The organism is Pseudomonas sp. CLCA07 (assembly GCF_053615335.1).
Window position 1 is genome coordinate 2829691 of the sequence record NZ_CM132131.1, and the last position, 25026, is coordinate 2854716.

The window sequence follows — 25026 nt, forward strand, 5'->3', positions numbered from 1 at the left end:
CGCCGCAGAGAAGGCGACAGGATCGCGTACTTATTCGAAAAGGAGTGCGTCGGCGACGGCTAGCAGGGGGCAATGGAGAAACCAGTGCGGGGCCGAATGTAACACCTGAGTTTCGGAGCGTCTAGCCCTGAATAACGAAAAGGCCCCGCAATGTGCGGGGCCTTTTTGATGACGCTTAAATCAACGCTTAGATGTTGGCGTCGAGGAAAGCAGCCAGCTGCGACTTGGACAGTGCGCCGACCTTGGTCGCTTCAACGTTGCCGTTCTTGAACAGCATCAGCGTCGGGATACCACGCACGCCATGCTTGGCCGGTGTTTCCTGGTTTTCGTCGATGTTCAGTTTGGCAATGGTCAGCTTGCCTTTGTAGGTTTCAGCAATTTCGTCCAGAACAGGAGCGATCATTTTGCAAGGGCCGCACCACTCAGCCCAGTAGTCGACCAGTACAGCGCCTTCGGCCTTGAGTACGTCGGCCTCGAAGCTAGCGTCGCTAACGTGTTTGATAAGATCGCTGCTCATGGAAGTCTCCAGGTTGTAAGCAAAAAAACGTGGCCCATCATAGCCGCCCTTCCTTCGTTCAGGAAGGTGCAGATGATTGAGTCTCGCTATGGTGCTGCATGAGTTTGGGTATAGCTCAAGTCATGAGGTGGCGGGAGCGACGAAGGCAATTCCTGTACGCAGCGCCGCATTTCGTACATGTTCGTGCATAGCTTTCTGCGCAGCGCCGGATGCCCGACGGGTCAGCGCGCGGAGGATTTTGCGGTGTTCCTGCCAGGTTTCCATGGCCCGTTCAGCCCGGATGAACGGTAGCTTTTGGCTCTCCAGAAAAATCTCCGCGCTGGCGGTCAGGATGCTCAGCATCGCCTGATTCCCGCTGGCCAGCAGGATGCGCCGGTGGAACTCGAAATCCAGCCGTGCCGCCGCCTCGAAGTCGCCGGCCTTCAATTCCTTGCGCATGTCAGCGACGTTGTCTTCCAGCGCATCAAGCTCTTGAGTGCTCAGGGTCACCGCCGCCAAACCGGCGGCAAAACCCTCCAGGGCATAACGCAACTGGAAAATATCCAGCGGCGAGGCCTGGGCAGCGAACGGCCAGCTCACGACAGCCTCTCCACGCGGCAGGTCCACCGGCGACTGCACGAATACGCCTTTGCCTGGCTGGATATTGATCACACCCACCGCGCTCAGCGACGACAACGCCTCACGCAATGACGCTCGACTGACCCCCAACTGCACCGCCAGGTCCCGTTGCGAGGGCAAGGCATCCCCCGGCCCGAATCCTTGCTCGATGATCAGTTTACGAATGGCTTGCAGTGCCACTTCTGGAACGGCGCGGGAGAGCGAATTCATGGTTTTTCAAACGAACCTGGCCAAAGAGCGGTTAGTTGTAAAGCTAATCGCAGCGCCCGGCAAGTCGTGCCCCATGGGGGTTCGGTGGTTTCCGGCAATGCGCTATCGGGGTGCGAAACACGACCTGACTGTTCAGACCAGTAAGACCGAACAACGTCAGTAAACCCGTGGTCTGCGCCCCCAAAATCCACTCTTGGCATGGCCCGTGCTCTGTCGATCCGCAGAATTTACTTCTCGCCGATCCGGAGATTTTCCATGACCCAGCGTTACAGCGCCCTCCTTGCCGCCCTGTTTGCCAGCCTGATGCTGAGCCAGGCGCCCGCCCACGCCGACGGTCTGGAGGATGTGGTTAAGCGCGGCGTTCTCAAAGTCGCCGTGCCGCAGGACTTCCCGCCGTTCGGCTCGGTCGGCCCGGACATGAAACCGCGCGGCCTGGACATCGATACCGCGAAACTGCTGGCCGATCAGCTCAAGGTCAACCTCGAACTGACCCCGGTCAACAGCACCAACCGCATCCCGTTCCTGACGACCGGCAAGGTGGATCTGGTGATCTCCAGTCTCGGCAAGAACCCCGAGCGCGAGAAGGTCATCGACTTCTCCAACGCCTACGCACCGTTCTACCTCGCGGTGTTCGGCCCGCCAGACGCCGACATCAAAAGCCTGGACGAGCTCAAGGGCAAAACCATCAGCGTCACCCGTGGCGCCATCGAAGACATCGAACTGACCAAGGTGGCCCCCGAAGGCGTGACCATCAAGCGCTTCGAAGACAACAACTCAACCATTGCCGCCTACCTCGCCGGCCAGGTTGACCTGATCGCCAGCGGCAATGTGGTGATGGTGGCGATCAGCGAGAAAAACCCGAAACGCGTACCCGTGCTGAAAGTGAAGCTCAAGGATTCGCCGGTCTACGTTGGCGTGAACAAGAACGAGCCCGCGCTGTTGGGCAAGGTCAATCAGATTCTCGCCACCGCCAAGACTGATGGCGCGCTGGAGAAAAATTCCCGGACCTGGCTGAAAGAACCATTGCCGGCCGATCTCTGATTTTCACCAAGGAGACTGAGCATGGCTTATCAGTTCGACTTTCTGCCGGTGATGCAAAACACCGACCTGTTACTGCGCGGTGCGCTGTTCACCCTTGAGCTGACGGCAATCGGTGCCTTGCTTGGCGTAGGGCTTGGCATCGTCGGGGCGCTGGTGCGGGCGTGGAACATTCGACCGTTCTCGGCGATTTTCGGGGTTTACGTCGAGCTGATCCGCAACACACCGTTTCTGGTGCAATTGTTTTTCATCTTCTTCGGATTGCCATCCCTGGGCGTGCAGATTTCAGAATGGCAGGCCGCGGCGCTGGCGATGGTGATCAACCTTGGCGCCTATTCCACAGAGATCATTCGTGCCGGCATCCAGGCGATTCCCCGGGGGCAGCTTGAAGCCGCAGCCGCGTTGGCGATGAATCGCTTCGAAGCGTTCCGCCACGTGGTCCTGCTGCCGGCCCTGGGCAAGGTGTGGCCGGCGCTGAGCAGCCAGATCATCATCGTCATGCTGGGTTCGGCCGTCTGCTCGCAGATCGCGACCGAAGAACTGAGTTTCGCCGCCAACTTCATCCAATCGCGCAACTTCCGCGCCTTTGAAACCTACGCCCTGACCACCCTGCTCTACCTGTGCATGGCGTTGTTGATCCGCCAATTGCTGAACTGGATCGGTCGCCGGTATATCGCTAGGAGTAGCCAATGAGCGATTTCACCTTTTGGGACGTCGTGCGCAACTTGCTCACGGGCCTGCAATGGACCCTGGCGCTGTCGCTGGTAGCGTTTATCGGCGGCGGGTTGATTGGCTTGCTGATCATGGTCATGCGTATTTCGAAAAAATCCGTGCCGCGCAGCTTTGCTCGCACTTACATCGAACTGTTCCAGGGCACGCCGCTGTTGATGCAGCTGTTTCTGGTGTTCTTCGGCGTGGCGCTGGCCGGCGTGGACATTTCGCCGTGGATGGCCGCTGCTGTTGCTTTGACGCTGTTTACCAGCGCGTATCTGGCGGAAATCTGGCGCGGTTGCGTCGAATCGATTCCCGACGGCCAGTGGGAAGCTTCATCAAGCCTGGCGCTCAATCCACTGGAGCAACTGCGTTACGTGATCCTGCCGCAAGCGCTGCGAATCGCCGTGGCGCCGACCGTGGGCTTTTCGGTGCAAGTGGTCAAAGGCACCGCCGTGACGTCCATCATCGGTTTCACCGAACTGACCAAGACCGGCGGCATGCTCGCCAACGCCACCTTCGAACCCTTCATGGTGTATGGCCTGGTTGCCCTCGGTTACTTCCTGCTCTGCTACCCCTTGTCCCTCAGCGCGCGCTACCTGGAAAGGAGACTGCATGCCTCTGCTTAGAATTTCCGCCCTGCATAAATATTACGGCGATCACCATGTGCTCAAAGGCATCGACTTGAGTGTCGAGGAAGGCCAGGTGGTGGCGATCATCGGCCGCAGCGGCTCGGGCAAATCCACGTTATTGCGCACGCTCAATGGCCTGGAGTCGATCAACGACGGCGTGATCGAAGTGGACGGCGAATACCTCGACGCCGCCCGCGCGGACTTGCGCAGCCTGCGGCAGAAAGTCGGCATGGTGTTCCAGCAGTTCAACCTGTTTCCGCACCTGACCGTTGGCGAGAACGTCATGCTCGCGCCGCAAGTGGTGCAAAAAGTACCGAAAGCCAAAGCGGCCGAACTGGCGCGGGAGATGCTGGAACGCGTAGGGCTGGGGGAAAAGTTTGACGCCTTCCCCGACCGGCTGTCCGGCGGGCAACAACAGCGGGTGGCCATTGCCCGAGCGCTGGCAATGTCGCCCAAGGTGTTGCTGTGCGATGAGATTACCTCGGCGCTGGACCCAGAGCTGGTCAATGAAGTGCTGAGTGTGGTTCGGCAACTGGCCAGGGACGGGATGACACTGATCATGGTCACCCACGAAATGCGCTTTGCCCGGGAGGTTGGGGATAAGTTGGTGTTCATGCATCAGGGTAAGGTGCATGAGGTGGGGGATCCGAAAGTGCTGTTCGCCAATCCGCAGACGGCGGAGCTGGCGAATTTCATTGGCACCGTCGAAGCGGCCGGTTAAGGCTTTTGTGGCGAGGGGGCTTGCCCCCGTTGGGCTACGAAGTAGCCCAAAAACCATTCACATCGATTCCAGATAGACCGCGCATGCAGGTTTTACGACTGCTGCGCAGTCGAACGGGGGCAAGCCCCCTCGCCACAGGGTTGTGTTGGATCACGGCTTTGAACACTGCGCGTTGGCGCCAGCCTTTGATCGTGGCAGGATGTCGAGGTTATCGACCGAGACCCCCTGACCATGCCGCAATCCCAAGCCAAGAATCTGTCCCTGATCGCCGCAATCGACCTGGGCTCCAACAGCTTTCACATGGTCGTGGCCAAGGCCCAGAACGGCGAGATCCGCATTCTCGAACGCCTCGGGGAAAAGGTTCAGCTGGCCGCCGGCATCGACGAAGAGCGCCATCTCAACGAAGAATCCATGCAGCGCGGGCTCGATTGCCTCAAGCGTTTTGCCCAACTGATCAGCGGCATGCCTACGGGCGCCGTGCGCATCGTCGGCACCAACGCCCTGCGTGAGGCTCGTAACCGCGTCGAATTCATCCGCCGCGCCGAAGAAATCCTCGGCCACCCGGTAGAAGTCATCTCCGGCCGTGAAGAAGCGCGCCTGATCTACCTTGGCGTGTCCCACACCCTCGCCGACACCCCGGGCAAACGCCTGGTGGCAGACATTGGCGGCGGCAGTACCGAATTCATCATCGGCCAGCGTTTTGAGCCGCTGCTGCGCGAAAGCCTGCAAATGGGCTGCGTCAGCTACACCCAGCGTTATTTCAAGGACGGCAAGATCACCCCGGCCCGCTACGCCCAGGCGTACACCGCGGCACGGCTGGAGATCATGAGCATTGAACACGCCCTGCACCGCCTGACCTGGGATGAAGCCATTGGCTCCTCGGGCACCATCCGCGCCATCGGCCTGGCGCTGAAGGCCGGCGGCCACGGCACTGGCGAGGTGAATGCCGAAGGCCTGGCCTGGCTCAAGCGCAAGCTGATCAAGCTCGGCGACGTCGAGAAAATCGACTTCGACGGCATCAAGCCCGACCGCCGGGCCATTTTCCCGGCGGGCCTGGCGATTCTCGAAGCGATTTTCGACGCCCTCGAACTCCAGCGCATGGACCACTGCGAAGGCGCCCTGCGTGAAGGCGTGCTCTACGACCTGTTGGGCCGTCATCACCACGAAGACGTCCGTGAACGCACGCTCAGCTCGCTGATGGAGCGTTATCACGTCGATCAGGAACAAGCGGTGCGGGTCGAACGCAAGGCGCTGCATGCCTTCGATCAAGTCGCCAAGGACTGGGATCTGGATGACGGTGTCTGGCGTGAACTGCTCGGCTGGGCCGCCAAAGTCCACGAAGTGGGCCTGGACATCGCGCACTATCAGTACCACAAGCACGGCGCCTACCTGATCGAGCACTCGGACCTGGCCGGGTTCTCCCGCGAGGACCAGCAAATGCTGGCCCTGCTGGTACGTGGTCACCGTCGCAACATTCCCAAGGACAAATTCGCCGAGTTCGGCGATGACGGCATCAAGCTGATTCGTCTGTGCGTATTGCTGCGCTTTGCGATCCTGTTCCATCACATCCGCGGCACCCAGCAAATGCCTCAGGTAGAGCTGCGCGCCAATGGCAACAGCCTTGAGGTGCTGTTCCCGGAGAAATGGCTGGACGACAACCAACTGACCCAGGCCGACTTCGCCATCGAAGCTGAATGGCTCACCCGCGTCGACATTGTCCTGAACGCTCGCTGAATCTGAAAAAGGCCTTCTTCGGAAGGCCTTTTTTATGCTCGCGATTCAGCGAGCGACACAATCCCCTGTGGGAGCGAACTTGTGGCGAGGGGGCTTGTCGGAACGCCGCACCGCCCCGTTCGGCTGCGTAGCAGTCGCAAAGACTTGGGGCCGCTTCGCGACCCAACGGGGCGATGCGGCGTTCCGACAAGCCCCCTCGCCACAAAGGCTCGCTCCCACAGGCTTGGGGAGTTAACGCACCGTCAGGATCGGACTGCCCAAGCGCTCCAGCAATGTGGCCTGGGCACTGCGCGGGTTCTGGTTGCCGGTCGGCGTGTTACGGACGTAACGACCGTCCGACTGCAAACTCCAGCTATGCGTGTTATCGGTGAGGTACAGCTCCAGCTCTTTTTTGACCCGCACAATCAGCTTGCGACCTTCCACCGGGAAGCAGGTCTCGACGCGCTTGTCGAGATTGCGCTCCATCCAGTCGGCACTGGAGAGGAACATCTGTTCTTCGCCGCCATTGAGGAAGTAGAAGACCCGGGTGTGCTCCAGGAAGCGACCGATAATCGAGCGCACGTGGATGTTGTGCGAAACCCCGGCGATGCCCGGCCGCAGGCAGCACATGCCGCGCACTATCAGATCGATACGCACCCCGGACTGACTGGCCTTGTACAGCGCGCGGATGATCTTGGGATCGGTCAGCGAGTTGAACTTGGCAATGATGTGCGCTGGCTTGCCGTCGAGGGCGAACTGAGTCTCCCGGGCAATCATGTCGAGCATGCCCTTCTTCAGCGTGAACGGCGCATGCAGCAGCTTCTTCATGCGCAGGGTTTTACCCATACCGATCAACTGGCTGAACAGTTTGCCGACGTCTTCGCACAAGGCGTCGTCGGAGGTCAGCAGGCTGTAGTCGGTGTAGAGGCGGGCGTTGCCGGCGTGATAGTTGCCCGTGCCCAAGTGTGCGTAACGGACAATTTCACCCGCCTCGCGACGCAAAATCAGCATCATCTTGGCGTGGGTCTTGAAACCGACCACGCCGTAGATCACCACCGCACCGGCCGCTTGCAGACGGCTGGCCAGTTGCAGGTTGGATTCTTCGTCAAACCGTGCACGCAATTCGATCACCGCAGTGACCTCTTTGCCGTTTCGCGCCGCGTCCACCAGCGCATCGACGATTTCCGAGTTGGCGCCAGACCGGTACAGGGTCTGACGCACGGCCAGCACGTGCGGGTCCTTGGCGGCCTGACGCAGCAGGTCGACCACCGGGGTAAACGATTCGAACGGGTGCAACAGCAGGATGTCCTGCTTGCTGATCACGCTGAAGATGTTCTCGCTGTTTTGCAGCAGTTTCGGGATCTGCGGCGTGAACGGCAGGTATTGCAGCTCGCGCTGGCTGTCCAGGCCGGTGATGCTGAACAGACGCGTCAGGTTCACCGGACCGTTGACCTGATACAGCTCCGACTCGCTCAGGTTGAATTGCTTGAGCAGGTAGTCCGACAGGTGTTTCGGGCAGGTGTCAGCCACTTCCAGACGCACTGCATCACCGTAGCGACGCGAGAACAGTTCGCCGCGCAGCGCGCGGGCCAGGTCTTCGACATCCTCGGAATCCAGCGCCAGGTCGGCGTTTCGGGTCAGACGGAACTGGTAGCAGCCCTTGACCTTCATGCCCTGGAACAGGTCATCGGCGTGGGCGTGGATCATCGACGACAGGAACACATAGTTGTCGCCGGCGCCGCCGACTTCTTCCGGCACCTTGATGACCCGCGGCAGCAGGCGCGGCGCCGGGATAATCGCCAGACCGGAATCGCGACCGAAGGCGTCGACACCTTCGAGCTCGACGATGAAGTTGAGGCTCTTGTTCACCAGCAACGGGAACGGGTGCGTCGGGTCGAGACCGATCGGGGTGATGATCGGCGCGATCTCGTCACGGAAATAACGGCGAACCCAGGTCTTGAGCTTGGTGGTCCAGTGACGACGACGGATGAAGCGGACGTGATGTTTTTCCAGTTCCGGCAACAGAATGTCGTTGAGGATCGCGTACTGACGGTCAACGTGACCGTGCACCAGTTCGCTGATGCGGGCCAGGGCCTGATGCGGTTGCAGACCATCGGCGCCGGCTTGTTCACGGGCGAAGGTGATCTGCTTCTTCAAGCCGGCCACACGAATTTCGAAGAACTCGTCCAGGTTGCTGGAGAAGATCAGCAAAAACTTCAGCCGCTCCAGCAAGGGGTAGGACTCATCGAGCGCCTGTTCCAGCACGCGGATGTTGAACTGTAGTTGCGAAAGCTCGCGATGGATGTACAGGCTGCTGTCATCCAGTCCGGGAATGGCAATCGCCGGCACCGCGGCTACGGTTTCGGCCACCACCGCGGGCGGAGCGGGCTCCAGCTCCGGCGGGGTTTCGGCGATTTGCTCGACCACAGGTTGAGCCTCTTTTACAGCAACTTCAGTGAGTACTTCGGTATTCATGGAATGTTCCTGTGAGGGCTATTGTTGCTCTCGTAACAATTGAGCGGCGCGGACGGCAAAGTAAGTCAGGATGCCATCGGCGCCTGCACGTTTAAAAGCGGTCAGGGATTCTAGAATAACCCCTTCGCTCAACCAGCCATTCTGGATCGCCGCCATGTGCATGGCGTATTCGCCGCTGACTTGATAAACAAACGTCGGCACTTTGAATTCTTCTTTGACCCGGTAAAGAATGTCCAGATACGGCATGCCTGGTTTGACCATGACCATGTCCGCGCCTTCTGACAAGTCTGCCGCCACTTCGTGCAGGGCTTCGTTGCTGTTGGCCGGGTCCATCTGATAACTGGCCTTGTTGGCCTTGCCCAGGTTCAGCGCCGAACCGACCGCGTCGCGGAACGGACCATAGTAGGCGCTGGCGTATTTGGCCGAATAGGCCATGATGCGCACGTTGACGTGATCAGCCAGTTCCAGGGCTTCGCGGATCGCCTGGATACGACCGTCCATCATGTCGGACGGGGCCACCACCTGAGCGCCGGCCTCAGCGTGGGACAGAGCCTGTCTTACCAGTGCATCGACGGTAATGTCGTTCTGCACGTAGCCTTCTTCGTCGATGATGCCGTCCTGACCGTGGGTGGTAAACGGGTCCAGGGCAACATCGGTGATCACCCCCAGCTCAGGGAACTGCGCCCGTAGTGCGCGAGTGGCGCGCTGGGCAATACCGTTCGGGTTCCAGGCTTCGGCGGCATCCAGTGTCTTGAGCTCCGGCGGCGTGACCGGGAACAGCGCCAACGCCGGAATCCCCAGCTCGACCCACTTCGCGGCTTCTTCCAGCAACAAATCGATGGTCAGGCGTTCGACGCCCGGCATCGAGGCCACCGCCTCGCGACGGTTTTCACCGTCCAGGACGAACACCGGCAAGATCAGATCATCGACGGTCAGAACGTTTTCACGGACCAGTCGTCGCGAAAATTCATCACGACGGTTGCGGCGCAGACGGGTGGCGGGAAACAGACGGTTGGCGGGGGTAAAGCTCACGGCAGACTCCTGAGCTCGCGCTGGCGGGCGAGCGTGACAGTTATAAGCGATCATTATGACTAACGCATTACAGTTATGTGCACCCCTGCGACAGGTAGTCGCATTCCATTGTCGTTGTAGGAAATGTTCACGTCGAGACACATTTGGACACTTTCACGAATGTGCCCGAAGGGTTAGGCTGCGCGTTCATTTCGCCAGCACCCAGACAATGCTCCAACAATTCCTGCACGACTTTGGCTATTTTGCCCTGTTTCTCGGCACGTTCTTCGAAGGCGAAACCATCCTTGTGCTCGCCGGCTTCCTCGCGTTCCGCGGATACATGGACATCAATCTGGTGGTGGTCGTGGCGTTCTTCGGCAGTTATGCCGGTGATCAGCTGTGGTACTTCATGGGGCGCAAGCACGGTCGCAAATTGCTGGCCCGCAAGCCGCGCTGGCAAATGATGGGTGATCGGGCGCTGGAGCACATCCGCAAGCACCCGGACATTTGGGTGCTGAGCTTCCGCTTTGTCTACGGTTTGCGCACGGTGATGCCGGTGGCCATCGGCCTGTCGGGCTATCCACCGGGACGTTATCTGCTGTTGAACGGGATTGGTGCGGCGATCTGGGCGGCCGCACTGGCTGCGGCGGCTTATCACTTTGGCGCCGTGCTGGAGAGCATGCTCGGCAGCGTCAAGAAGTACGAACTGTGGGTGCTCGGCGCCTTGCTGGTAGTGGGCCTGAGTCTATGGCTGCGTCGTCGTTTCAAGAATGCCCGCCTGGCGAAGAAAGTCTACGCCGACGAGCAAGCCCTGAAAGCCGAACGGATCGATGTAGAAGTGCCTAAGACGCCAAGCGAGTGAAGCGGTTTCTGCAACAGTAGAGACCGATGACACTGAACAAGCTGTAACTGAGCAAGCCGACCCAACCCACCGCGCTGGCCGGCCACAGCCCGACTACCGGCGCCAGCCATACCAGCGGCACGTTCGATGCCAGCCGTAGCAGCTCCAGCTTCAACGCCCACGGGCGATTCTCCAGGGCCACACCCAACGTAAACAATCCCAGCGCCACCGCACCCCAGCCGAGTACCAACGCGGCGGTTGGCAAACTCCTTTCCAGGTTCATCAAGTAGCTGCCGAGCGCGATGTAGGCGCAAAACTGCAACACCACATACAGTTGCTGACGGCTGTCCAGCGGCACCTCGAACTTACGGAACAGGTTCAAGTCAGGCTTGCTCGTCGGGAACCTGGCCGCCACATCCGCTGGACGCCAACCGGTGCGCATGAACCAGATCCGCAGCTTGTCCCACGTGCTCTCGGCACGCCGCGCGTCATCCCACAATTGCGTATAGAACTGCACGTTGGCCCACAGCGGATTCCAGCTCGCCAACGGCGTGGTCACACCGAAAATCACCGGCTCGTTGTGGTCTTCTTCTTGAAACGAGCCAAATAGACGGTCCCAAATAATGAACACCCCACCGTAGTTGCGATCCATGTAGAGAGCATTCTGCGCATGGTGAGCCCGGTGATTGGACGGCGTCACGAAGAACCATTCGAACCAGCCGAGCTTGGGAATGTGCTGCGTATGCACCCAGAACTGATACAGCAGATTCAGCGCCGCCACGCTGACGAACACCAGCAGCGGCACGCCGAGCACAGCCATCGGCAGGTAGAAAATCCAACTCAGCAGGAAGCCGGTGCTGGTCTGGCGCAACGCGGTGGAAAGGTTGTACTCCTCGCTCTGGTGATGCACCGAGTGCGCGGCCCAAAGAATATTGCGTTCATGGCCCATGCGGTGGAGCCAGTAATAGCAGAAGTCGTAGAGGACAAAGGCAAATATCCACACCCAGACGCTCTCGGCCGATAGCTCGAATAGCGCCATATGCTCAAGGGCAAACGCATAGGTCACCAGCCCGACACCTTTGGTCAACAGGCCCGTGGTGGTCGACAGCACACCGGTACTCAAGCTGTTGATCGCATCGGCCACACGGTAATTGCTGACCCCGCGCCAACGATCGGCCAGCAGCTCCACGGCAATCAGCACAAAGAAAAACGGCACCGCATACAGAATGAAGTCCATGACGCGCTCTGATCGGAATCTTGAGGACAGATGCTAGGTGTAACCGCGTATTTACCCTATGGCAACGAGCGTCAAATTAGTGGACATTTAACGCCATGAATCTGGAGAACAACCCATGAGCAAAAAAATTGCAGTGATCCTTTCCGGCTGTGGCGTGTACGACGGCGCCGAGATCCATGAAAGCGTGATTACCCTGCTGAGACTGGACCAGCGTGGCGCTCAGGTGCAGTGCTTTGCCCCGAACATCGCGCAATTGCATGTGATCAACCACCTGACCGGCGACGAAATGCCTGAGTCGCGCAATGTATTGGTGGAGTCGGCACGGATCGCCCGGGGCAACATCAAGGATATTCGCGAGGCCGACGTCGACGACTTCGACGCACTGATCGTTCCCGGCGGATTTGGCTCAGCGAAGAACCTGTCGAACTTCGCCATCGAAGGCGCGGGTTGCACCGTGCAACCGGATGTCCTGGCGCTGACCGAAGCCTTCGCCGAAGCAGGAAAACCTGTCGGCTTGATGTGCATCTCGCCTGCGCTGGCGGCGAAGATCTATGGACCGGGGGTGAATTGCACCATCGGCAACGACGCCCAGACCGCGGCAGCCATGAACAAAATGGGCGCGACCCACACCGATTGCGCCGTGACCGAAATTGTCGAAGACAGGGCCCGCAAACTGGTAAGTACACCGGCGTACATGCTGGCGCAGAGCATCAGCGAAGCGGCGTCCGGCATCAACAAAATGGTCGACCGCGTCCTGGAACTGACCCACGAAAACGACGCCTGACCCTATTCCACTGTAGGAGCTGGCTTGCCAGCGAAAGCGGTGGGTCAGCCACATCGATGCTGGATGTGCCGCCGTCTTCGCTGGCAAGCCAGCTCCTACAGGGATTACTACTTGGCTCAGGGTTTTCGGGTCAGCCGGGTAAGCATCCGGTCCAGCGCATTGGCAAACGCTTGCTTCTCTCGCTCGCCAAACGGTGCCGGTCCACCGCCCATCTGCCCCTGTTCCCGCAGGTCGGTGAACAGATTGCGCACCGCGAGCCGGTCGCCCATGTTCTGCGCATCGAACTCCTTGCCACGCGGGTCCAACGCGGCCACTCCCTTCTTCACCAGCCGGTCCGCCAGCGGCACGTCGCTGCAAATCACCAGCTCACCCGGCACCGCATGCTCCACCAGGTAATCATCGGCGGCGTCCGGGCCACTCGGCACCACGATCAACTTCACCAGCGCCAGCCCCGGCTTGATCTGCGGCTGCCCCGCCACCAGCACCACTTCGTACTGGCGCTTGAGGGCGAACTTCACCACCAGATCCTTGGCCGCCCGAGGGCAGGCGTCGGCGTCGATCCAGACACGCATCATTTTTTCCTCTTCCAATAAAAATCGCGAGCAGGCTCGCTCCCACAGGTTATACGCCAACTTGTGGGAGCGAGCCTGCTCGCGATTGTGAGCGCAGCGAATGCTGTTAAGAAACCTGCACCCGCCGCTTCTCGGCCATCCAACTGCGGCTATACAGCACAACAATCGCAATGATCGCCACCGCCTGAGCACTCAGCGAATACGCATCCGCATGAATGCCCAGCCAGTCGAATTCAAAGAACGGCACCGGCCGGGTACCGAAGATCCCGGCTTCTTGCAGCGCTTTCACGCCATGCCCGGCGAACACCACCGACAGCGCGCACAGCAGACCGGCGTTGATGCTGAAGAACAGCGACAGCGGCAGTTTCGCCGAACCGCGCAGGATGACCCACGCCAGGCCCACCAACAGCACCAGCGCCGTGGCGCCGCCGGCCAGCACGGCGTTGTGCCCCGCAGGCCCGGCCTGGAGCCACAGGGTTTCGTAGAACAAAATCACTTCGAACAGTTCGCGATACACCGAGAAAAACGCCAGGATCGCAAAGCCGAAACGCCCGCCGCCACCCACCAGGCTGCTCTTGATGTAATCCTGCCACGCCGCCGCGTGACGACGATCGTGCATCCACACCCCGAGCCAGAGCACCATGACCGAGGCAAACAGCGCCGTCGCGCCTTCCAGCAATTCACGCTGCGAGCCGCTGACATCGATCACATACGCCGCCAGCGCCCAGGTCGCCAGACCAGCCACCAGCGCCAGCCCCCAGCCGACGTTGACGCTGCGCACGGCCGATTGCTGTCCGGTATTGCGCAGGAAGGCCAGGATGGCCGCCAACACCAGAATGGCTTCCAGACCTTCACGCAGCAAGATCAGCAAACCGGAGATGAAGCTCAGGGACCAACTCAGGCCATCGCTGCCCAACAGGCCTGCGGATTCCTTCAACTTGGCCTTGGCCGTGTCCAGACGCTGCTGGGCCTGGGCCACCGGCAAACCGTCCTGCAACGACTGCCGATATGCCATCAGCGATTTCTCAGTATCCTTGCGCACGTTGGCATCGACGTTGTCGAGGGAGCTTTCGACCAGCTCGAAGCCTTCCAGATACGCTGCGACAGACAGGTCATAGGCTTGGTCGTGATCGCCGGCACGGTAGGCGGCGATGCTCTTGTCCAGGGTGGCAGCCGTGTAATCGAGCAACTGCGCCGGGCCACGCTTGACCTGCGGCGGTTGCGCCCGCTGCACACGGAACGTGGCGGCGGCTTGTGGACCATCAGCGGCCTGCACTTCTGCCGGCGTCTGACGGCCGAGGTCGGCGATGTTGTAGATCTTGTCGGATTTTGCAGCCGCCGGATCGGCGCTGAAGCTGGCGATGTAGGTCGCCAGATCCCAGCGCTGACGATCGTCAAGCTGATCGGCGAAGGCCGGCATGTCGGTGCCTTCGATACCCTGGCCCAAGGTGCTGTAGAGCGCGTAGAGGCTCAGATGATCCAGGCGTGCCGTATCACGCAGATTGGACGGTGGCGGTGTCAGGCCGACACCCGCCGGGCCATCGCCCGCCCCCGCATCACCATGGCACACCGAACAATGCTGGGCATACAGCGGCGCACCACGGGTCGGGTCCGGGGTAATGATCGGTGCCTGACTGATTTCATAAGTCACGGCCAGCTTCGCACCGAGTTGCCGGGCCTGGCGGGCCATGTCCGCACCGTCCTGACGGGCTGCAATGGCACTGGCCAGCGAACTGACGCCCTGCTCCAGCCCGGCTTTCTCCGGCTTGGCCGGCATCGCACCGATCAAGCCTTGCAAAGTTTTGATGGATTCCAGCTGCCCGCGGTACTCGGACTCATCGATCAACTTGCCCGCTTGCACGGTTTGCGGGTAATCCGCGCTGATGTAATCGAGCAAATGCAGCGCTTGCGGCGCGCCTTCCACGGTGTCGGCCAGCAGATTGGAACTGCACAAGGCAAACAGCGGAAGCACCAGCCAGGCCAGAAAACGGGACGGGGCAGTCATGAATGAATCTCAATTGGTAATACGAAGTAACACATTGTTCCCTCCCAATGACTTTCACTCAAGCTTTGTTCGCAAGCGCCGCAGGTTCTGTGCTTGTTCTGACATGAAAAAGGCGACCTCAAGAGGTCGCCTTTTTTGTACCTGGGTGCTTTTAAACAGCGGCTTTACGCAGTGTCGCCATGAACGCCGCCGCGCCGATGAACAGCCCGGCAAAGGTGCGGTTCATGCGTTTTTGCTGCTGGGGCGTGCGCAACAGACGCAGCACCTTGGAGGCCAGCCCGGTGTAACCGGCCATGACGATCAGGTCGACGCAGATCATGGTCACGCCGATGATCAGGTACTGGGCCAGCAATGGAGCATGCGGGTCAATGAACTGCGGCAATACCGCCAGCATGAACACCAGCGCCTTGGGGTTGCTGATGTTGACCAGGAAACCACGGAACACCAGCGCCATCGGCTTGCCGATCTGACGCACCGCCGCGTCATCGCTCATGTCGCTGGGCAGCGCGCGCCATTGCTTGATGGCGAGGTAAACCAAATATGCCACACCGAACCATTTAATCGCGTAGAAGGCTGAAGCCGACGCCGTGAGAATCGCGCCCACACCGGCGCCGACAATCGCGATCTGCACCGCCAGGCCCAATTGCAGGCCCAGGGCATTCCAGTAACCGCGCCAGAAACCGTACTGCAAACCGCTGGACATCGACGCAATGGCGCCGGCTCCGGGAGACAGACTGATCACCCAGCAGGCGGCAAAAAACGCCAGCCATGTTTGAAGCTCCATTGCACACCTCGACTCAGACTCGTGACAGACGTCTAAACTAATGCGGCTTTGGGTTGGTGACTACCGATTTTTTGCAGGATGTTGCGGCTGCCGACCAGCGTTTACAGCTTCAGGGCCCCTTCGCGGGCAAGTCGAATCGTCGCACCGCCGCTCCCACCCTTGATTAGTGCTGTTCACACATTTTGTGTCCACTGACGATTCAATGTGGGAGCGGCGGTGCGACGATTCGACTTGCCCGCGAAGACGGATTAACAGGCAACCAAAATGCTAGAGGTAAACCTATTTCTCGAAGCCGCTGGAAGGAAGTACATCACTACCACGCCAGCGTCGAACCGAGCGCTGGAAGAACAGGCTGTTAGGCACCTGAACCATGGCGCTGCCGGTGCCGAGTTCTTCCGCTTCGATCAACGTGGTGTAAAGCAGATTGATCGCCACCACCCGACCTTTGACACCCGGCTTGTCGGTGGTATCCACCAACTCGACCACGTCGCCGAGGCGAAACGGGCCGACAGTGAAGATCAGGATCGCGCACAGCAGGTTGGAGAGCACGCTCCACATGGCGAAGAACGCCACCGCCGCCACCGCGACAAAACCGGATAACGCGGTCCAGAGCACCGTGGCCGACACCCCGAGGCGTTCGAGTACGAAAATCAATGCGCTGCCCATGATCAGCCAGCGCAGTCCGCCTCGCAGTGGCATCAGCAACTGCGGCGGAAACGGATAACGCTCGCCCAGCCGGGTCAGACCCTTGGCAACGAAGCGCTGGGCAAAATAACCGGCCAGCAGAATCAGCAGGATTTGCACGACGAGCCAGAGGGGTTCGATCCACACCGCCGGCAACGGCAGCTTGAACGCCTCCATCAAGACAATGCCTCCAGCTCCGCCTGCATGCTTTCAAGCAGTTCCAGCGCTTCCATCCAGGCTTCTTCCAGCTCAGCTTCACGCACCTTCAGCTTGGCCTGTTCAGCCAGCAGATCGCGCAAATCATTCTTGCGCGCCGGTTCGTAGATATCGCTGTCGCCGAGGCTCGTATCTATCTTCGCCAGCTTCTCGTGCAGCTTGCCCAGCTCGGCTTCCAGCTTGTCAGCCTCACGCTTGTGCGGCGCAAGTTGCTGACGCAACGCAGCAGCGGCCTGGCGCTGGGCTTTCTTGTCGGTCTTGTCCGGATTGACCGGCGTGTTGCTGACCGGCGCATTGCGCTGGCGATAGTCGACCAGCCAACGGGCGTAGTCTTCCAGGTCGCCGTCGAATTCCTCGACCTTGCCGTCCGCCACCAGATAGAAATTGTCCGTGGTGCTTTTGAGCAAATGACGATCGTGGGAGACCACCAGAACCGCACCACTGAACTCCTGCAGCGCCATGGTCAGCGCCAGACGCATTTCCAGGTCCAAGTGGTTGGTCGGTTCGTCGAGCAGCAGCAGGTTCGGCCGATCCCAAGCGATCAACGCCAGGGCCAGACGGGCCTTTTCGCCACCGGAGAAATTCAGCACCGGCTCATCGATACGCGCACCCCGGAAGTCAAAGCCACCGAGGAAGTCGCGCAGGGTCTGCTCACGTTCGGTCGGGGCCAGACGCTGCAAGTGCAGCAACGGGCTGGCCTTGGAGTCGAGAGAGTCCAACTGATGCTGGGCGAAGTAACCCACCACGGTGTTTTCGCCACGGGTCAGGCGACCGGCCAACGGCTCGAGCTCACCGGCGAGGTTTTTGATCAGGGTCGATTTACCAGCGCCGTTCGGGCCGAGCAAACCGATGCGCGCGCCTGGGGTCAGTTGCAGCTTGACCTTCTCCAGCACGGCTTTGTCGCCATAACCCAAACGAGCATCGGACAGGTCGATCAGCGGGCTGGAGATTTTCTGCGATTCACGGAAAACGAAATCGAACGGCGAATCAACGTGGGCCGCGGACAGTTCTTCCATCCGCTCCAGCGCCTTGATCCGGCTCTGGGCCTGACGGGCCTTGGTGGCCTGGGCCTTGAAGCGGGCGATGTAGCTTTCCATGTGCGCACGTTGCGCCTGCTGCTTCTCGTAAGCCTGCTGTTGCTGGGCCAGACGTTCGGCGCGGGCGCGTTCGAAGGCGCTATAACCACCGCGATACAGCGTGATCTTGCGTTGATCGACGTGAGCCACGTGATCGACCACGGCATCGAGGAAGTCCCGATCGTGGGAAATCAGCAACAAAGTGCCGGGGTAACTTTTAAGCCACTCTTCGAGCCAGATTATGGCGTCGAGGTCCAAGTGGTTGGTCGGTTCGTCGAGCAGCAGCAGGTCCGAGGGGCACATCAAAGCCTGCGCCAGGTTCAGACGCATCCGCCAGCCACCAGAGAAATCTCCTACCGGGCGATCCATCTGCTCGTTGGTGAACCCAAGGCCGGCCAGCAGCTTGCGGGCCCGGGCGTCGGCGGTGTAACCGTCAGCGCTGTCGAGTTCCGAGTGCAGGCGGGCCTGAGCGGCACCGTCATGCGCCGCTTCGGCTGCGGCGAGGTCACGTTGCACCTCACGCAGTCGCAGGTCGCCATCGAGCACGTAGTCGACCGCCAGGCGTTCGAGCGTCTCGATTTCCTGGCGCATGTGGGCGATGCGCCAGTCGACCGGCAGAAAGCAGTCACCCGAGTCCGGGTGCAGTTCGCCCCGGATCAAGGCGAACAGGCTCGATTTGCCGGCGCCGTTGGCACCGATGAGGCCGGCTTTGTGGCCGGCGTGCAGGGTCAGCTCAGCGTCTTCTAGCAGACGTTGAGGGCCACGCTGTAAAGTCAGGTTCTGAAGTCGAATCATAATGGCGGCGGAGTCTACCAGCTTCGCTCGCAACTGGCGCGAGTAGCACTATGTCCTCTGACCTGTGGAGCTTTTCCCTGACGACTTACGCCCGTCCCGGCGTTGAACGCGCTTGCCTGCAATTGCAGTCGGCAGGCGTCAATGTTTGTTTGCTGCTCTGTGGATCGTGGTTGGGACAACGTGGCGTCGCCTGCAATGAACAGCGATTACAGCGGCTACGCGACGAAGCACAACCTTGGGATGCGGATGTTGTGCAACCGCTGCGCGCATTGCGTATGCAATGGAAAGCCTGCGCGACTGAAGATGCAGAATTGAAAAAGTTGCGCGAACAAGTGAAGGCACTTGAGCTGGAAGCCGAGCGACATCTGTTGTTGCGACTGGAGCGAACGGCGCAGAGTTGGCCGCAGGGTGAGGCGACCGATCTAACGGCCTGGCTGGAAGGTGTGGCGGCCGGCGCCGCCAACCTGGACCGCGACGCGCTGCATCAGCTGCGCGTCGCGGTAACCGGCACTTAGGAAGCGCTGGTTGGGGTGGTGCTGGTGCTGGAGCTCGACGGTGCGGCTGGCGTTGGCGCAGTCGTGGCTGTCGAGGTGGTTGCTGCCGGTGCAGCCGATGCGGCTGGCGCTGGAGCCACTGGCTTGGCAGCGGGCGCAGGGGTCGGCTTGGCAACAGCAGGTTTGGCAGCAGCAGTTTTGGCTACAGGCTTGGTTGCTGGTTTTGCAGCCGGTTTTGCTGCAGCCGGTTTAACGGCTGGTTTCGCTGCGGCAGGTTTGGCGGCGGTGGCCGGCTTGGCGGCAACAGCGGGTTTCGCAGCAGCAGTTCTGGCAGCCGGTTTAGCAGCAGGTTTGGCTGCAGCTTTTACAGCCGGTTTCGCGGCTGGCTTGACCGCAGCTTTTACAGCCGGTTTTGCAGCTGGCTTGGCCGCAGCTTTTACAGCCGGTTTCGCGGCTGGCTTGGCTGCAACTTTTACAGCTGGTTTTGCGGCTGGCTTGGCTGCAACTTTTACAGCTGGTTTCGCGGCAGGCTTGGCAGCGGCAGTTCTCGCGGCGGCTGGTTTCGCAGCTGCAGTTTTAGCGGCCGGTTTGGCAGCGGGTTTGGCTGCTGCGGTTCTTGCTGCAGCGGGCTTGGCAGCAGCGGTTCTCGCAGCGGCTGGCTTGGCGGCAGGTTTCGCAGCAACTGTTTTAGCGGCAGGTTTAGCCGATGCTTTTGCAGCAGCGGGTTTGGCAGCGGCTTTCTTGGCAGGTGCCGCAGCAGGCTTGGCCGCGCGCAGGGACAATGCCTTGCCGACAGCCTCTTGGACACGACCGACGCCCTGGGCCAGTTTCAGGCTTTCTTGAGCATCGCGCTTGAGTTGCAGAATGTAGCTGCGAGTTTGCGACTGACGATCTTTGAGGGCATCGAGCAATTCCTCAAGTTCACTCACCGCGCCCTTGGCTTTGGCTTGTGCCTTGGCCTTGCCGGCCGCCGCGGCGTCCTGCAATTTAGTACGGGACTTGTGCAATTTTTCTTGCGCTTTTCCGCGCTGCTTTTCCAGTTTGGCGAGCAGTTTTTCAGCATCAGCCAAAGCTTGTGAACAAGCGTTTTCCAAATGATCGAGCAGGCTGCCCGACAGTTGTTGGAGTAAGTGCAACGGGGTATTTACAGGCTTCTTGGTGGCCGACATGGTTTACCTCCTGGCTGACGTGGGTGCGGCTCATACTAGACCTCTGCTGCTACCGCCGCTAGGGCATGTTGACAGTATCGAAAGCGCTGCGTTGCAACGGATCGACAATCTTCTGCGCTTGCGCAAAACCAGTTCACCTTTGTGCGCATTCACACTGGCATAATCCAGCGCATCTCAGGCTGGAGAGTGCCCATGTCGCGCTACCTTTTTTTATCGCTGTGCGTGTTTTTTTCGGTGGCTCAGGCCGACGAAAAAACCTCCGCAAATAACGCTCACGATCTTGCCTACAGCCTGGGGGCGAGCCTCGGTGAACGCCTGCGCCAGGAGGTTCCCGACCTGCAACTTCAGGCACTGTTGGAAGGCTTGCAACAAGCGTATCAAGGCAAGCCGCTGGCATTGAAAGACGAGCAGATCGAGCAGATCCTGGCCGAGCATGAAGCCCGGATCGCCGAGCAACCGGCACTCCCGCAAAGCGAAGCCGCACTCGAAAAAGAGCAGCGTTTTCTCACTGAAGAAAAAGCCAGGCCGGGCGTTCGCGAATTAGCGGATGGTGTATTGCTGACCGAGCTGACTCCCGGTACGGGGGCCAAGGCTGGCCCTGACGGTAAGGTCCAGGTTTTGTATGTCGGGCGCCTGCCGGATGGCACGGTGTTCGATCAGAACAGTCAGCCGCAGTGGTTCAGCCTCGACAGCGTGATCAGCGGCTGGCGCAGTGCACTGCAAAACATGCCGGTTGGTGCGAAATGGCGGCTGGTGATTCCATCGTCTCAGGCCTATGGTGCGGAGGGTGCCGGCGACCTGATTGCACCGTTCACACCACTCGTGTTTGAAGTCGAATTGCGCGGCGCCACCAGCTGAATCGCGGACACAAAAAACGGCGCGCATAGCGCACCGTTTTTAACTTGCAGAAGGAGACTCAGGCCTGAACCGAGTCCTCTTCCTTGTGAGCCGTGTGCAACACTTCGATCAGGCAATCTTCCAGCTCGAAGCGTTCGTGCAACAGGCCGCCCAATTCCTTGAATTTCTCCGCGACGCAATTGCCTGCATCACACAGGTCATTGAACGCCAGCAGCTTCTCGGTGATGACATCGATGCGCGGGTAGATGGTCTCGGCCAGTTCCAGACCACGCTTGTCGTTGAAGGCCTTGGCCTCCCCCGTCAACTGCTCGTAGATCTCGAAGTGTCCGGCAGACACGTAATCGACCAGCACGCCGCAGAACTCCTGCAACGGCTTGCGGTTGTCGCCGAGAGCCTCTGGCTTGGCGCCGAGAGCATCATAGGCTCGAACCAGCTCGTGACGTTCCTGCAACCAACGATCGATCAGCAGATGCACTCCACCCCAACGTTCCTGAGCATTCTGACAACTTTCGAGCATGGTGATCTCTCTTCCCTTGTGGGTCATGCTGCCCTACACCTGCCGCACACTTGAAGGTCAAGTACCGGTCAGGCAGAGCGCCATCGAGCAACATAATTCCAATGACACGTGCGGGCCAGATTATGCCCGCGCGGCTGTGGCTTCAAGGTACGCAGCAGATAAAGTTCATACAAGTGTTTAATCGCTCAATTGCACCCGGTGCGACGACTCGCCGCTGAGCGGTCGCTCACACGCAAGCCAGACGATGTGCAGCAACTGATAAATCCCCAGTATCGTCATCGCTACAAAGAGCAACAGACTCCATTCCGGAACGCTCAGGTCGAATAACGTCCAGGAAATCTCGGCACAATCGGCATCCCCTTGGAACATCTGCGTGACTTGGCATAACCAGGGCATGTTCTCGTACGCCGCTTCCAGGTTGGGCGGACATGTCGATAACTCATGCAAAGGATCACTCTGCAACAAAATCTGCCGCCACGCCGTAATCGTGCCCGCGAGGCTGCAGAAAAAGCCGAGCAACCAATACAGGAATGATCCAAAACGCCCGGGCCCTTGCACGGAGGCCGTCAGGCAAACACCCGTTAGTAACACCAGGCAAAGACGCTGCAAAAGGCACAAGCCGCAAGGTCTGAGTCCGACCGCATATTCCAGGTAAAAGGAAACACCCAAGGCCAGGGAGCCTGTAATGAAAATCATGAAAAACAAGGAGCGTGAGCAGGCCAAAGACATGGCGTTTCCGTACCAGTAGAGACAGGTGGTTACGGTAGAGGAAAGCGCGCCAGCCTTTCAAGGCAGGCCGGCACGGACACTTCACCAGAAGTGTAGGGAATTCCCGACAGCGTCGAGAGGAATTGATGTAGTCCACTGTAGGACGATGCCGACAAGGGACTACAAAGCTAAACACGCGGCGACTTTTAAGCCTTCGGAGCGCCCTTTGAGCGCCCCTTGCTCAGCACTTCACGCGTGAGCCAGCGCCGGAAGCGGTGCCGCCAGCAGGCGCTCGTCAAGCATCCCGAGCCCTTCTTGAAACAGCTGATTACTGCGTTCAGTGTCACCCAGTTGCGCCAGCAATCGCGCCAATTCTGCACAGGCTTCCGGATTGCGCTGAACCCGCAGGCTGCTTTCCAGATAATCTCGCGCCTTGCCCCACAAACTGTTTTGCAGACACAAGCGGCCCAATGTCAGCAACAGGCTTGGGTCGCCCGGATGACCTTTGAGCCAGCCCTCGGCAGTCTGTAGCTGTCGAGCGGGATCGCTGCCGCGAACCAGCCCATACAGACGCGCCAGATGGCTGTCGTAATTGCGCTTGAGGGCGGTGCGCAACACCTCTTCCGCTTCGACCTGCGCGCCCAGCTGCCGCAGCTGCTCGGCATAGGCCAGCACCAGTTGAGGCTCCTGGCGCTGAGCTGAGGTAAGCTGCTGCCAAGCGCGACCGAGCGATTGCAAACCGATCTTGCCGTCCTCTTCCTGATGCGCCGCCAGAGACAGGTTTTCACCCCACGCACGGCGCTCCAGTTCGGCCAATTCGGCGGGCGGCAGGACTTTATCCTTGCGCAGCTCGGGCAACAGGCGAATCACCGCCGACCAGTCACCACGCTGCTGCAGCAGGCGCTGTAACTGGCGCAACATCTGGGCGTTATGGGGATGACGCTCATGCATGACCTGAAGCGTTGCCAAGGCGCTGTCGGTATCGCCACGGTCGGTCTGCAATTGAGCGTGATTCAAGGCAATCGCCAATTCAGCCTGCGGCTGGCGCTCGAGTGCACGCTCCAGCAAGTTGTCGCTTTCTTCGTAATGACCTTGTTCGTTTGCGGCACGAGCAGCGCCCAGGTAAAAGAGCAATGGTTGGCGCTCGGCTTCGGCAGCCCGCTGCAAATGACGCTGTGCACTCGCCCAGCGACCTTCTGCCAAATCCAACTGACCGTGCTCGATTGCCACTTGCACCCGACGGCTGCGATTACGGCGCGACCAGGGATTGACCACGCCGCTGGAGGTCATCACCAGCTCAATCAACACCTTGATGCCCCAGAACACCAGCCACAATACCGCGACCAACGCCAGGGTCGCCCACAGGCTCGATTCGTAACGAAAGCTCTTGTAGGCAATCAGCACGTAACCGGCATGCTCGGCAATCGCCAATCCCAGCGCAGCAGCAGCGGCGATCACCAGGAACACGACCACATAGAGGCGTTTCATGGCGTTGCCTCCTGAACGGTATCTGCAGCCGGTTTAGCCATCGGCTTGATCGAGTCTTCGGCGTTGACGTTACGTCGCTCCAGATAACCCTGGACAGCGCTTAGCGTACCGGTCAGATCCGGCGTCACGACCGTGACCCGTTGTTTGCTCAATTCACCCACCTGCTCAAGCATCACTTTGCTCTGGGGATTGTCCGGGTTGAAGTTGCCGGTCAACACATCCCGTGCTTCCGCCAGCGCCTGGGTGTAAACCGCTGCCTGGCCATTGAGCGCGGCCCATTGTGCCTGCTCCAGTGCCAGGCTCAGGGCAAGACGCACCTGGCTCAGGCTCTGCCCGGCCAACAGTGGCCGAACATTTTTGTCAGCGTTGAAGTCGATGCGGATGTAGCGAGAGATCTGATCCCACCACTGCGCCCAACGACTGGCACCGTCGCCATCGGCAGTCAGGCCCAGCAGCGAATCCCCCCGGTCCTTGTACTCGGGCGCCAGCTCGGTCAGGTCGATCACCTGATCACGCAAAGCGCCCAGTCGCAGGAACAACCCGGTGCGATCCGGCTGCTCGGTGCTGCGCAACGCCACCAGGGTTTTGGCTACTTGCTCGCGAGCGGCGAAGGAGCCCGGATCGTTTTGTTCACGGAGAATTTCGTCGGCACCCTGCACCAGCGCCTGGGCGCTGCTGATGTCCTGCAATGCCGACAGACGCAGGCTGGCCAGCCGCAGCAAGTGCTCGGCCTCGGCCAGACGCCAGTCCTTGCGGCTGGCACCGAGGACGGTTTCCAGGCGCTGGTTCAGGCGCTGTTGATCGCCCTGCAACTGTGTCACCAGACGGGCGCGCGCTTCCAGTTCATCAACGGCAGGCAACTGCTCCAGGCGTGCGCTAATGCGTTGCTCATTGAGCTTGAGGTTTTGCGCCTGATCGTTCAGCGCCTGTACCTGAGCCAGTTGCTGCTGGTTATTGGCCTGCAGGTGACGCACCTGCCAGACGCCCCAACCACCCACCGCAACACCGGCAGCGCCGAGCAACAGCGCGACGATTGCCAGCCGATTGCCTGGGCGCTGCACGGCGGCAGGCGGTGCAGTTTCAACCGGTGCTTCAACCGGCGCATCGAGCACCGACCGGGCGTCATCTTTAGGCAAGGCAGTTTCGCTCACG

At 60.1% G+C, this 25026-nt stretch carries 24 protein-coding genes; 9 read left to right on the plus strand and 15 right to left on the minus strand.

Going from position 1 to position 25026, the window contains the following annotated elements; translation table 11 throughout:
• Nucleotides 1–187 precede the first annotated feature (187 nt).
• Together trxA and ACWGZX_RS13110 are read right to left on the minus strand one after the other, a co-directional pair.
• Nucleotides 188–517 (minus strand): thioredoxin TrxA, encoded by a 330-nt coding sequence (gene trxA, locus ACWGZX_RS13105; protein WP_003177349.1) that lies wholly within the window; start codon nt 515–517, stop codon nt 188–190.
• 120 nt (nt 518–637) lie between these two features.
• Nucleotides 638–1345, minus strand: coding sequence for a FadR/GntR family transcriptional regulator (locus ACWGZX_RS13110; protein WP_452628595.1), 708 nt, complete (start codon nt 1343–1345; stop codon nt 638–640).
• 255 nt (nt 1346–1600) lie between these two features.
• Between ACWGZX_RS13110 and ACWGZX_RS13115 the strand changes: the two genes are divergently transcribed.
• The 5 genes from ACWGZX_RS13115 to ppx all read left to right on the plus strand — a co-directional run bounded on the left by ACWGZX_RS13115 (nt 1601) and on the right by ppx (nt 6181).
• Complete coding sequence (locus tag ACWGZX_RS13115) at nt 1601–2386, plus strand: transporter substrate-binding domain-containing protein (RefSeq protein WP_452628596.1); 786 nt, start codon at nt 1601–1603, stop codon at nt 2384–2386.
• A 21-nt stretch (nt 2387–2407) separates the two neighbouring features.
• The gene (locus tag ACWGZX_RS13120; protein WP_452628597.1) at nt 2408–3076 is read left to right on the plus strand and encodes an amino acid ABC transporter permease; all 669 of its coding nucleotides are present in this window, start codon (nt 2408–2410) and stop codon (nt 3074–3076) included.
• On the plus strand, nt 3073–3723 hold the full coding sequence (locus ACWGZX_RS13125; RefSeq protein WP_452628598.1) for an amino acid ABC transporter permease: 651 nt from the start codon (nt 3073–3075) through the stop codon (nt 3721–3723). Before ACWGZX_RS13120 ends, ACWGZX_RS13125 begins: the two co-directional genes overlap by 4 nt.
• Nucleotides 3710–4447, plus strand: coding sequence for an amino acid ABC transporter ATP-binding protein (locus tag ACWGZX_RS13130; protein WP_452628599.1), 738 nt, complete (start codon nt 3710–3712; stop codon nt 4445–4447). Before ACWGZX_RS13125 ends, ACWGZX_RS13130 begins: the two co-directional genes overlap by 14 nt.
• Before the next feature lie 231 nt (nt 4448–4678).
• Entirely contained in the window at nt 4679–6181 is a 1503-nt protein-coding gene (gene ppx, locus ACWGZX_RS13135; protein WP_452628600.1) for an exopolyphosphatase, read from the plus strand.
• Between the two features lie 231 nt (nt 6182–6412).
• Here the strand turns inward: ppx and ppk1 are convergent, their stop codons facing one another.
• The gene (gene ppk1 / locus ACWGZX_RS13140) at nt 6413–8635 is read right to left on the minus strand and encodes a polyphosphate kinase 1 (RefSeq protein WP_452628601.1); all 2223 of its coding nucleotides are present in this window, start codon (nt 8633–8635) and stop codon (nt 6413–6415) included.
• An 18-nt stretch (nt 8636–8653) separates the two neighbouring features.
• Nucleotides 8654–9667 (minus strand): porphobilinogen synthase, encoded by a 1014-nt coding sequence (gene hemB, locus ACWGZX_RS13145; protein ID WP_223517792.1) that lies wholly within the window; start codon nt 9665–9667, stop codon nt 8654–8656.
• A gap of 208 nt (nt 9668–9875) precedes the next feature.
• On the opposite strand from hemB, the gene ACWGZX_RS13150 reads away from it, so the two are divergent.
• Nucleotides 9876–10508: a DedA family protein gene (locus tag ACWGZX_RS13150; protein ID WP_452628602.1), complete on the plus strand. Its 633-nt coding sequence runs from the start codon at nt 9876–9878 to the stop codon at nt 10506–10508.
• Here ACWGZX_RS13150 and ACWGZX_RS13155 read toward each other — a convergent pair.
• The gene (locus tag ACWGZX_RS13155) at nt 10489–11724 is read right to left on the minus strand and encodes a sterol desaturase family protein (protein WP_452628603.1); all 1236 of its coding nucleotides are present in this window, start codon (nt 11722–11724) and stop codon (nt 10489–10491) included. The two genes, ACWGZX_RS13150 and ACWGZX_RS13155, sit on opposite strands and share 20 nt — an antisense overlap.
• 115 nt (nt 11725–11839) lie before the next feature.
• On the opposite strand from ACWGZX_RS13155, the gene elbB reads away from it, so the two are divergent.
• Nucleotides 11840–12508, plus strand: a complete 669-nt coding sequence (elbB, locus tag ACWGZX_RS13160; RefSeq protein WP_223517788.1) for an isoprenoid biosynthesis glyoxalase ElbB — start codon at nt 11840–11842, stop codon at nt 12506–12508.
• 116 nt (nt 12509–12624) lie between these two features.
• Here elbB and ACWGZX_RS13165 read toward each other — a convergent pair whose 3' ends face one another.
• The 5 genes from ACWGZX_RS13165 to ACWGZX_RS13185 all read right to left on the minus strand — a co-directional run bounded on the left by ACWGZX_RS13165 (nt 12625) and on the right by ACWGZX_RS13185 (nt 18640).
• Nucleotides 12625–13080: a YaiI/YqxD family protein gene (locus ACWGZX_RS13165; protein ID WP_452629011.1), complete on the minus strand. Its 456-nt coding sequence runs from the start codon at nt 13078–13080 to the stop codon at nt 12625–12627.
• A 106-nt stretch (nt 13081–13186) separates the two neighbouring features.
• Entirely contained in the window at nt 13187–15085 is a 1899-nt protein-coding gene (locus ACWGZX_RS13170) for an FTR1 family protein (RefSeq protein ID WP_452628604.1), read from the minus strand.
• A 151-nt stretch (nt 15086–15236) separates the two neighbouring features.
• Entirely contained in the window at nt 15237–15869 is a 633-nt protein-coding gene (gene rhtB / locus ACWGZX_RS13175; RefSeq protein ID WP_027926427.1) for a homoserine/homoserine lactone efflux protein, read from the minus strand.
• Between the two features lie 279 nt (nt 15870–16148).
• Nucleotides 16149–16730 (minus strand): mechanosensitive ion channel domain-containing protein, encoded by a 582-nt coding sequence (locus tag ACWGZX_RS13180; protein WP_452628605.1) that lies wholly within the window; start codon nt 16728–16730, stop codon nt 16149–16151.
• Complete coding sequence (locus tag ACWGZX_RS13185; RefSeq protein WP_452628606.1) at nt 16730–18640, minus strand: ATP-binding cassette domain-containing protein; 1911 nt, start codon at nt 18638–18640, stop codon at nt 16730–16732. The genes ACWGZX_RS13180 and ACWGZX_RS13185 overlap by 1 nt, the downstream gene beginning before the upstream one ends.
• A gap of 50 nt (nt 18641–18690) precedes the next feature.
• On the opposite strand from ACWGZX_RS13185, the gene ACWGZX_RS13190 reads away from it, so the two are divergent.
• Nucleotides 18691–19155 (plus strand): TIGR02444 family protein, encoded by a 465-nt coding sequence (locus ACWGZX_RS13190; RefSeq protein ID WP_223517781.1) that lies wholly within the window; start codon nt 18691–18693, stop codon nt 19153–19155.
• Here the strand turns inward: ACWGZX_RS13190 and ACWGZX_RS13195 are convergent.
• Nucleotides 19152–20303, minus strand: a complete 1152-nt coding sequence (locus ACWGZX_RS13195; protein ID WP_452628607.1) for an AlgP family protein — start codon at nt 20301–20303, stop codon at nt 19152–19154. The genes ACWGZX_RS13190 and ACWGZX_RS13195 overlap by 4 nt on opposite strands.
• A 192-nt stretch (nt 20304–20495) precedes the next feature.
• On the opposite strand from ACWGZX_RS13195, the gene ACWGZX_RS13200 reads away from it, so the two are divergent.
• On the plus strand, nt 20496–21161 hold the full coding sequence (locus ACWGZX_RS13200; protein WP_223517778.1) for an FKBP-type peptidyl-prolyl cis-trans isomerase: 666 nt from the start codon (nt 20496–20498) through the stop codon (nt 21159–21161).
• Between the two features lie 58 nt (nt 21162–21219).
• Here the strand turns inward: ACWGZX_RS13200 and rsd are convergent, their stop codons facing one another.
• From rsd to ACWGZX_RS13220, 4 genes are all read right to left on the minus strand, one after another.
• A complete protein-coding gene (gene rsd, locus ACWGZX_RS13205; RefSeq protein ID WP_452629012.1) occupies nt 21220–21678 on the minus strand; it encodes a sigma D regulator in 459 nt (152 codons plus the stop codon).
• Between the two features lie 177 nt (nt 21679–21855).
• Nucleotides 21856–22407, minus strand: a complete 552-nt coding sequence (locus ACWGZX_RS13210) for a disulfide bond formation protein B (RefSeq protein WP_223517777.1) — start codon at nt 22405–22407, stop codon at nt 21856–21858.
• Between the two features lie 228 nt (nt 22408–22635).
• A complete protein-coding gene (locus ACWGZX_RS13215; protein ID WP_452628608.1) occupies nt 22636–23874 on the minus strand; it encodes a heme biosynthesis HemY N-terminal domain-containing protein in 1239 nt (412 codons plus the stop codon).
• On the minus strand, nt 23871–25025 hold the full coding sequence (locus tag ACWGZX_RS13220; protein WP_452628609.1) for a uroporphyrinogen-III C-methyltransferase: 1155 nt from the start codon (nt 25023–25025) through the stop codon (nt 23871–23873). The genes ACWGZX_RS13215 and ACWGZX_RS13220 overlap by 4 nt, the downstream gene beginning before the upstream one ends.
• Nucleotide 25026: the final 1 nt, after the last annotated feature.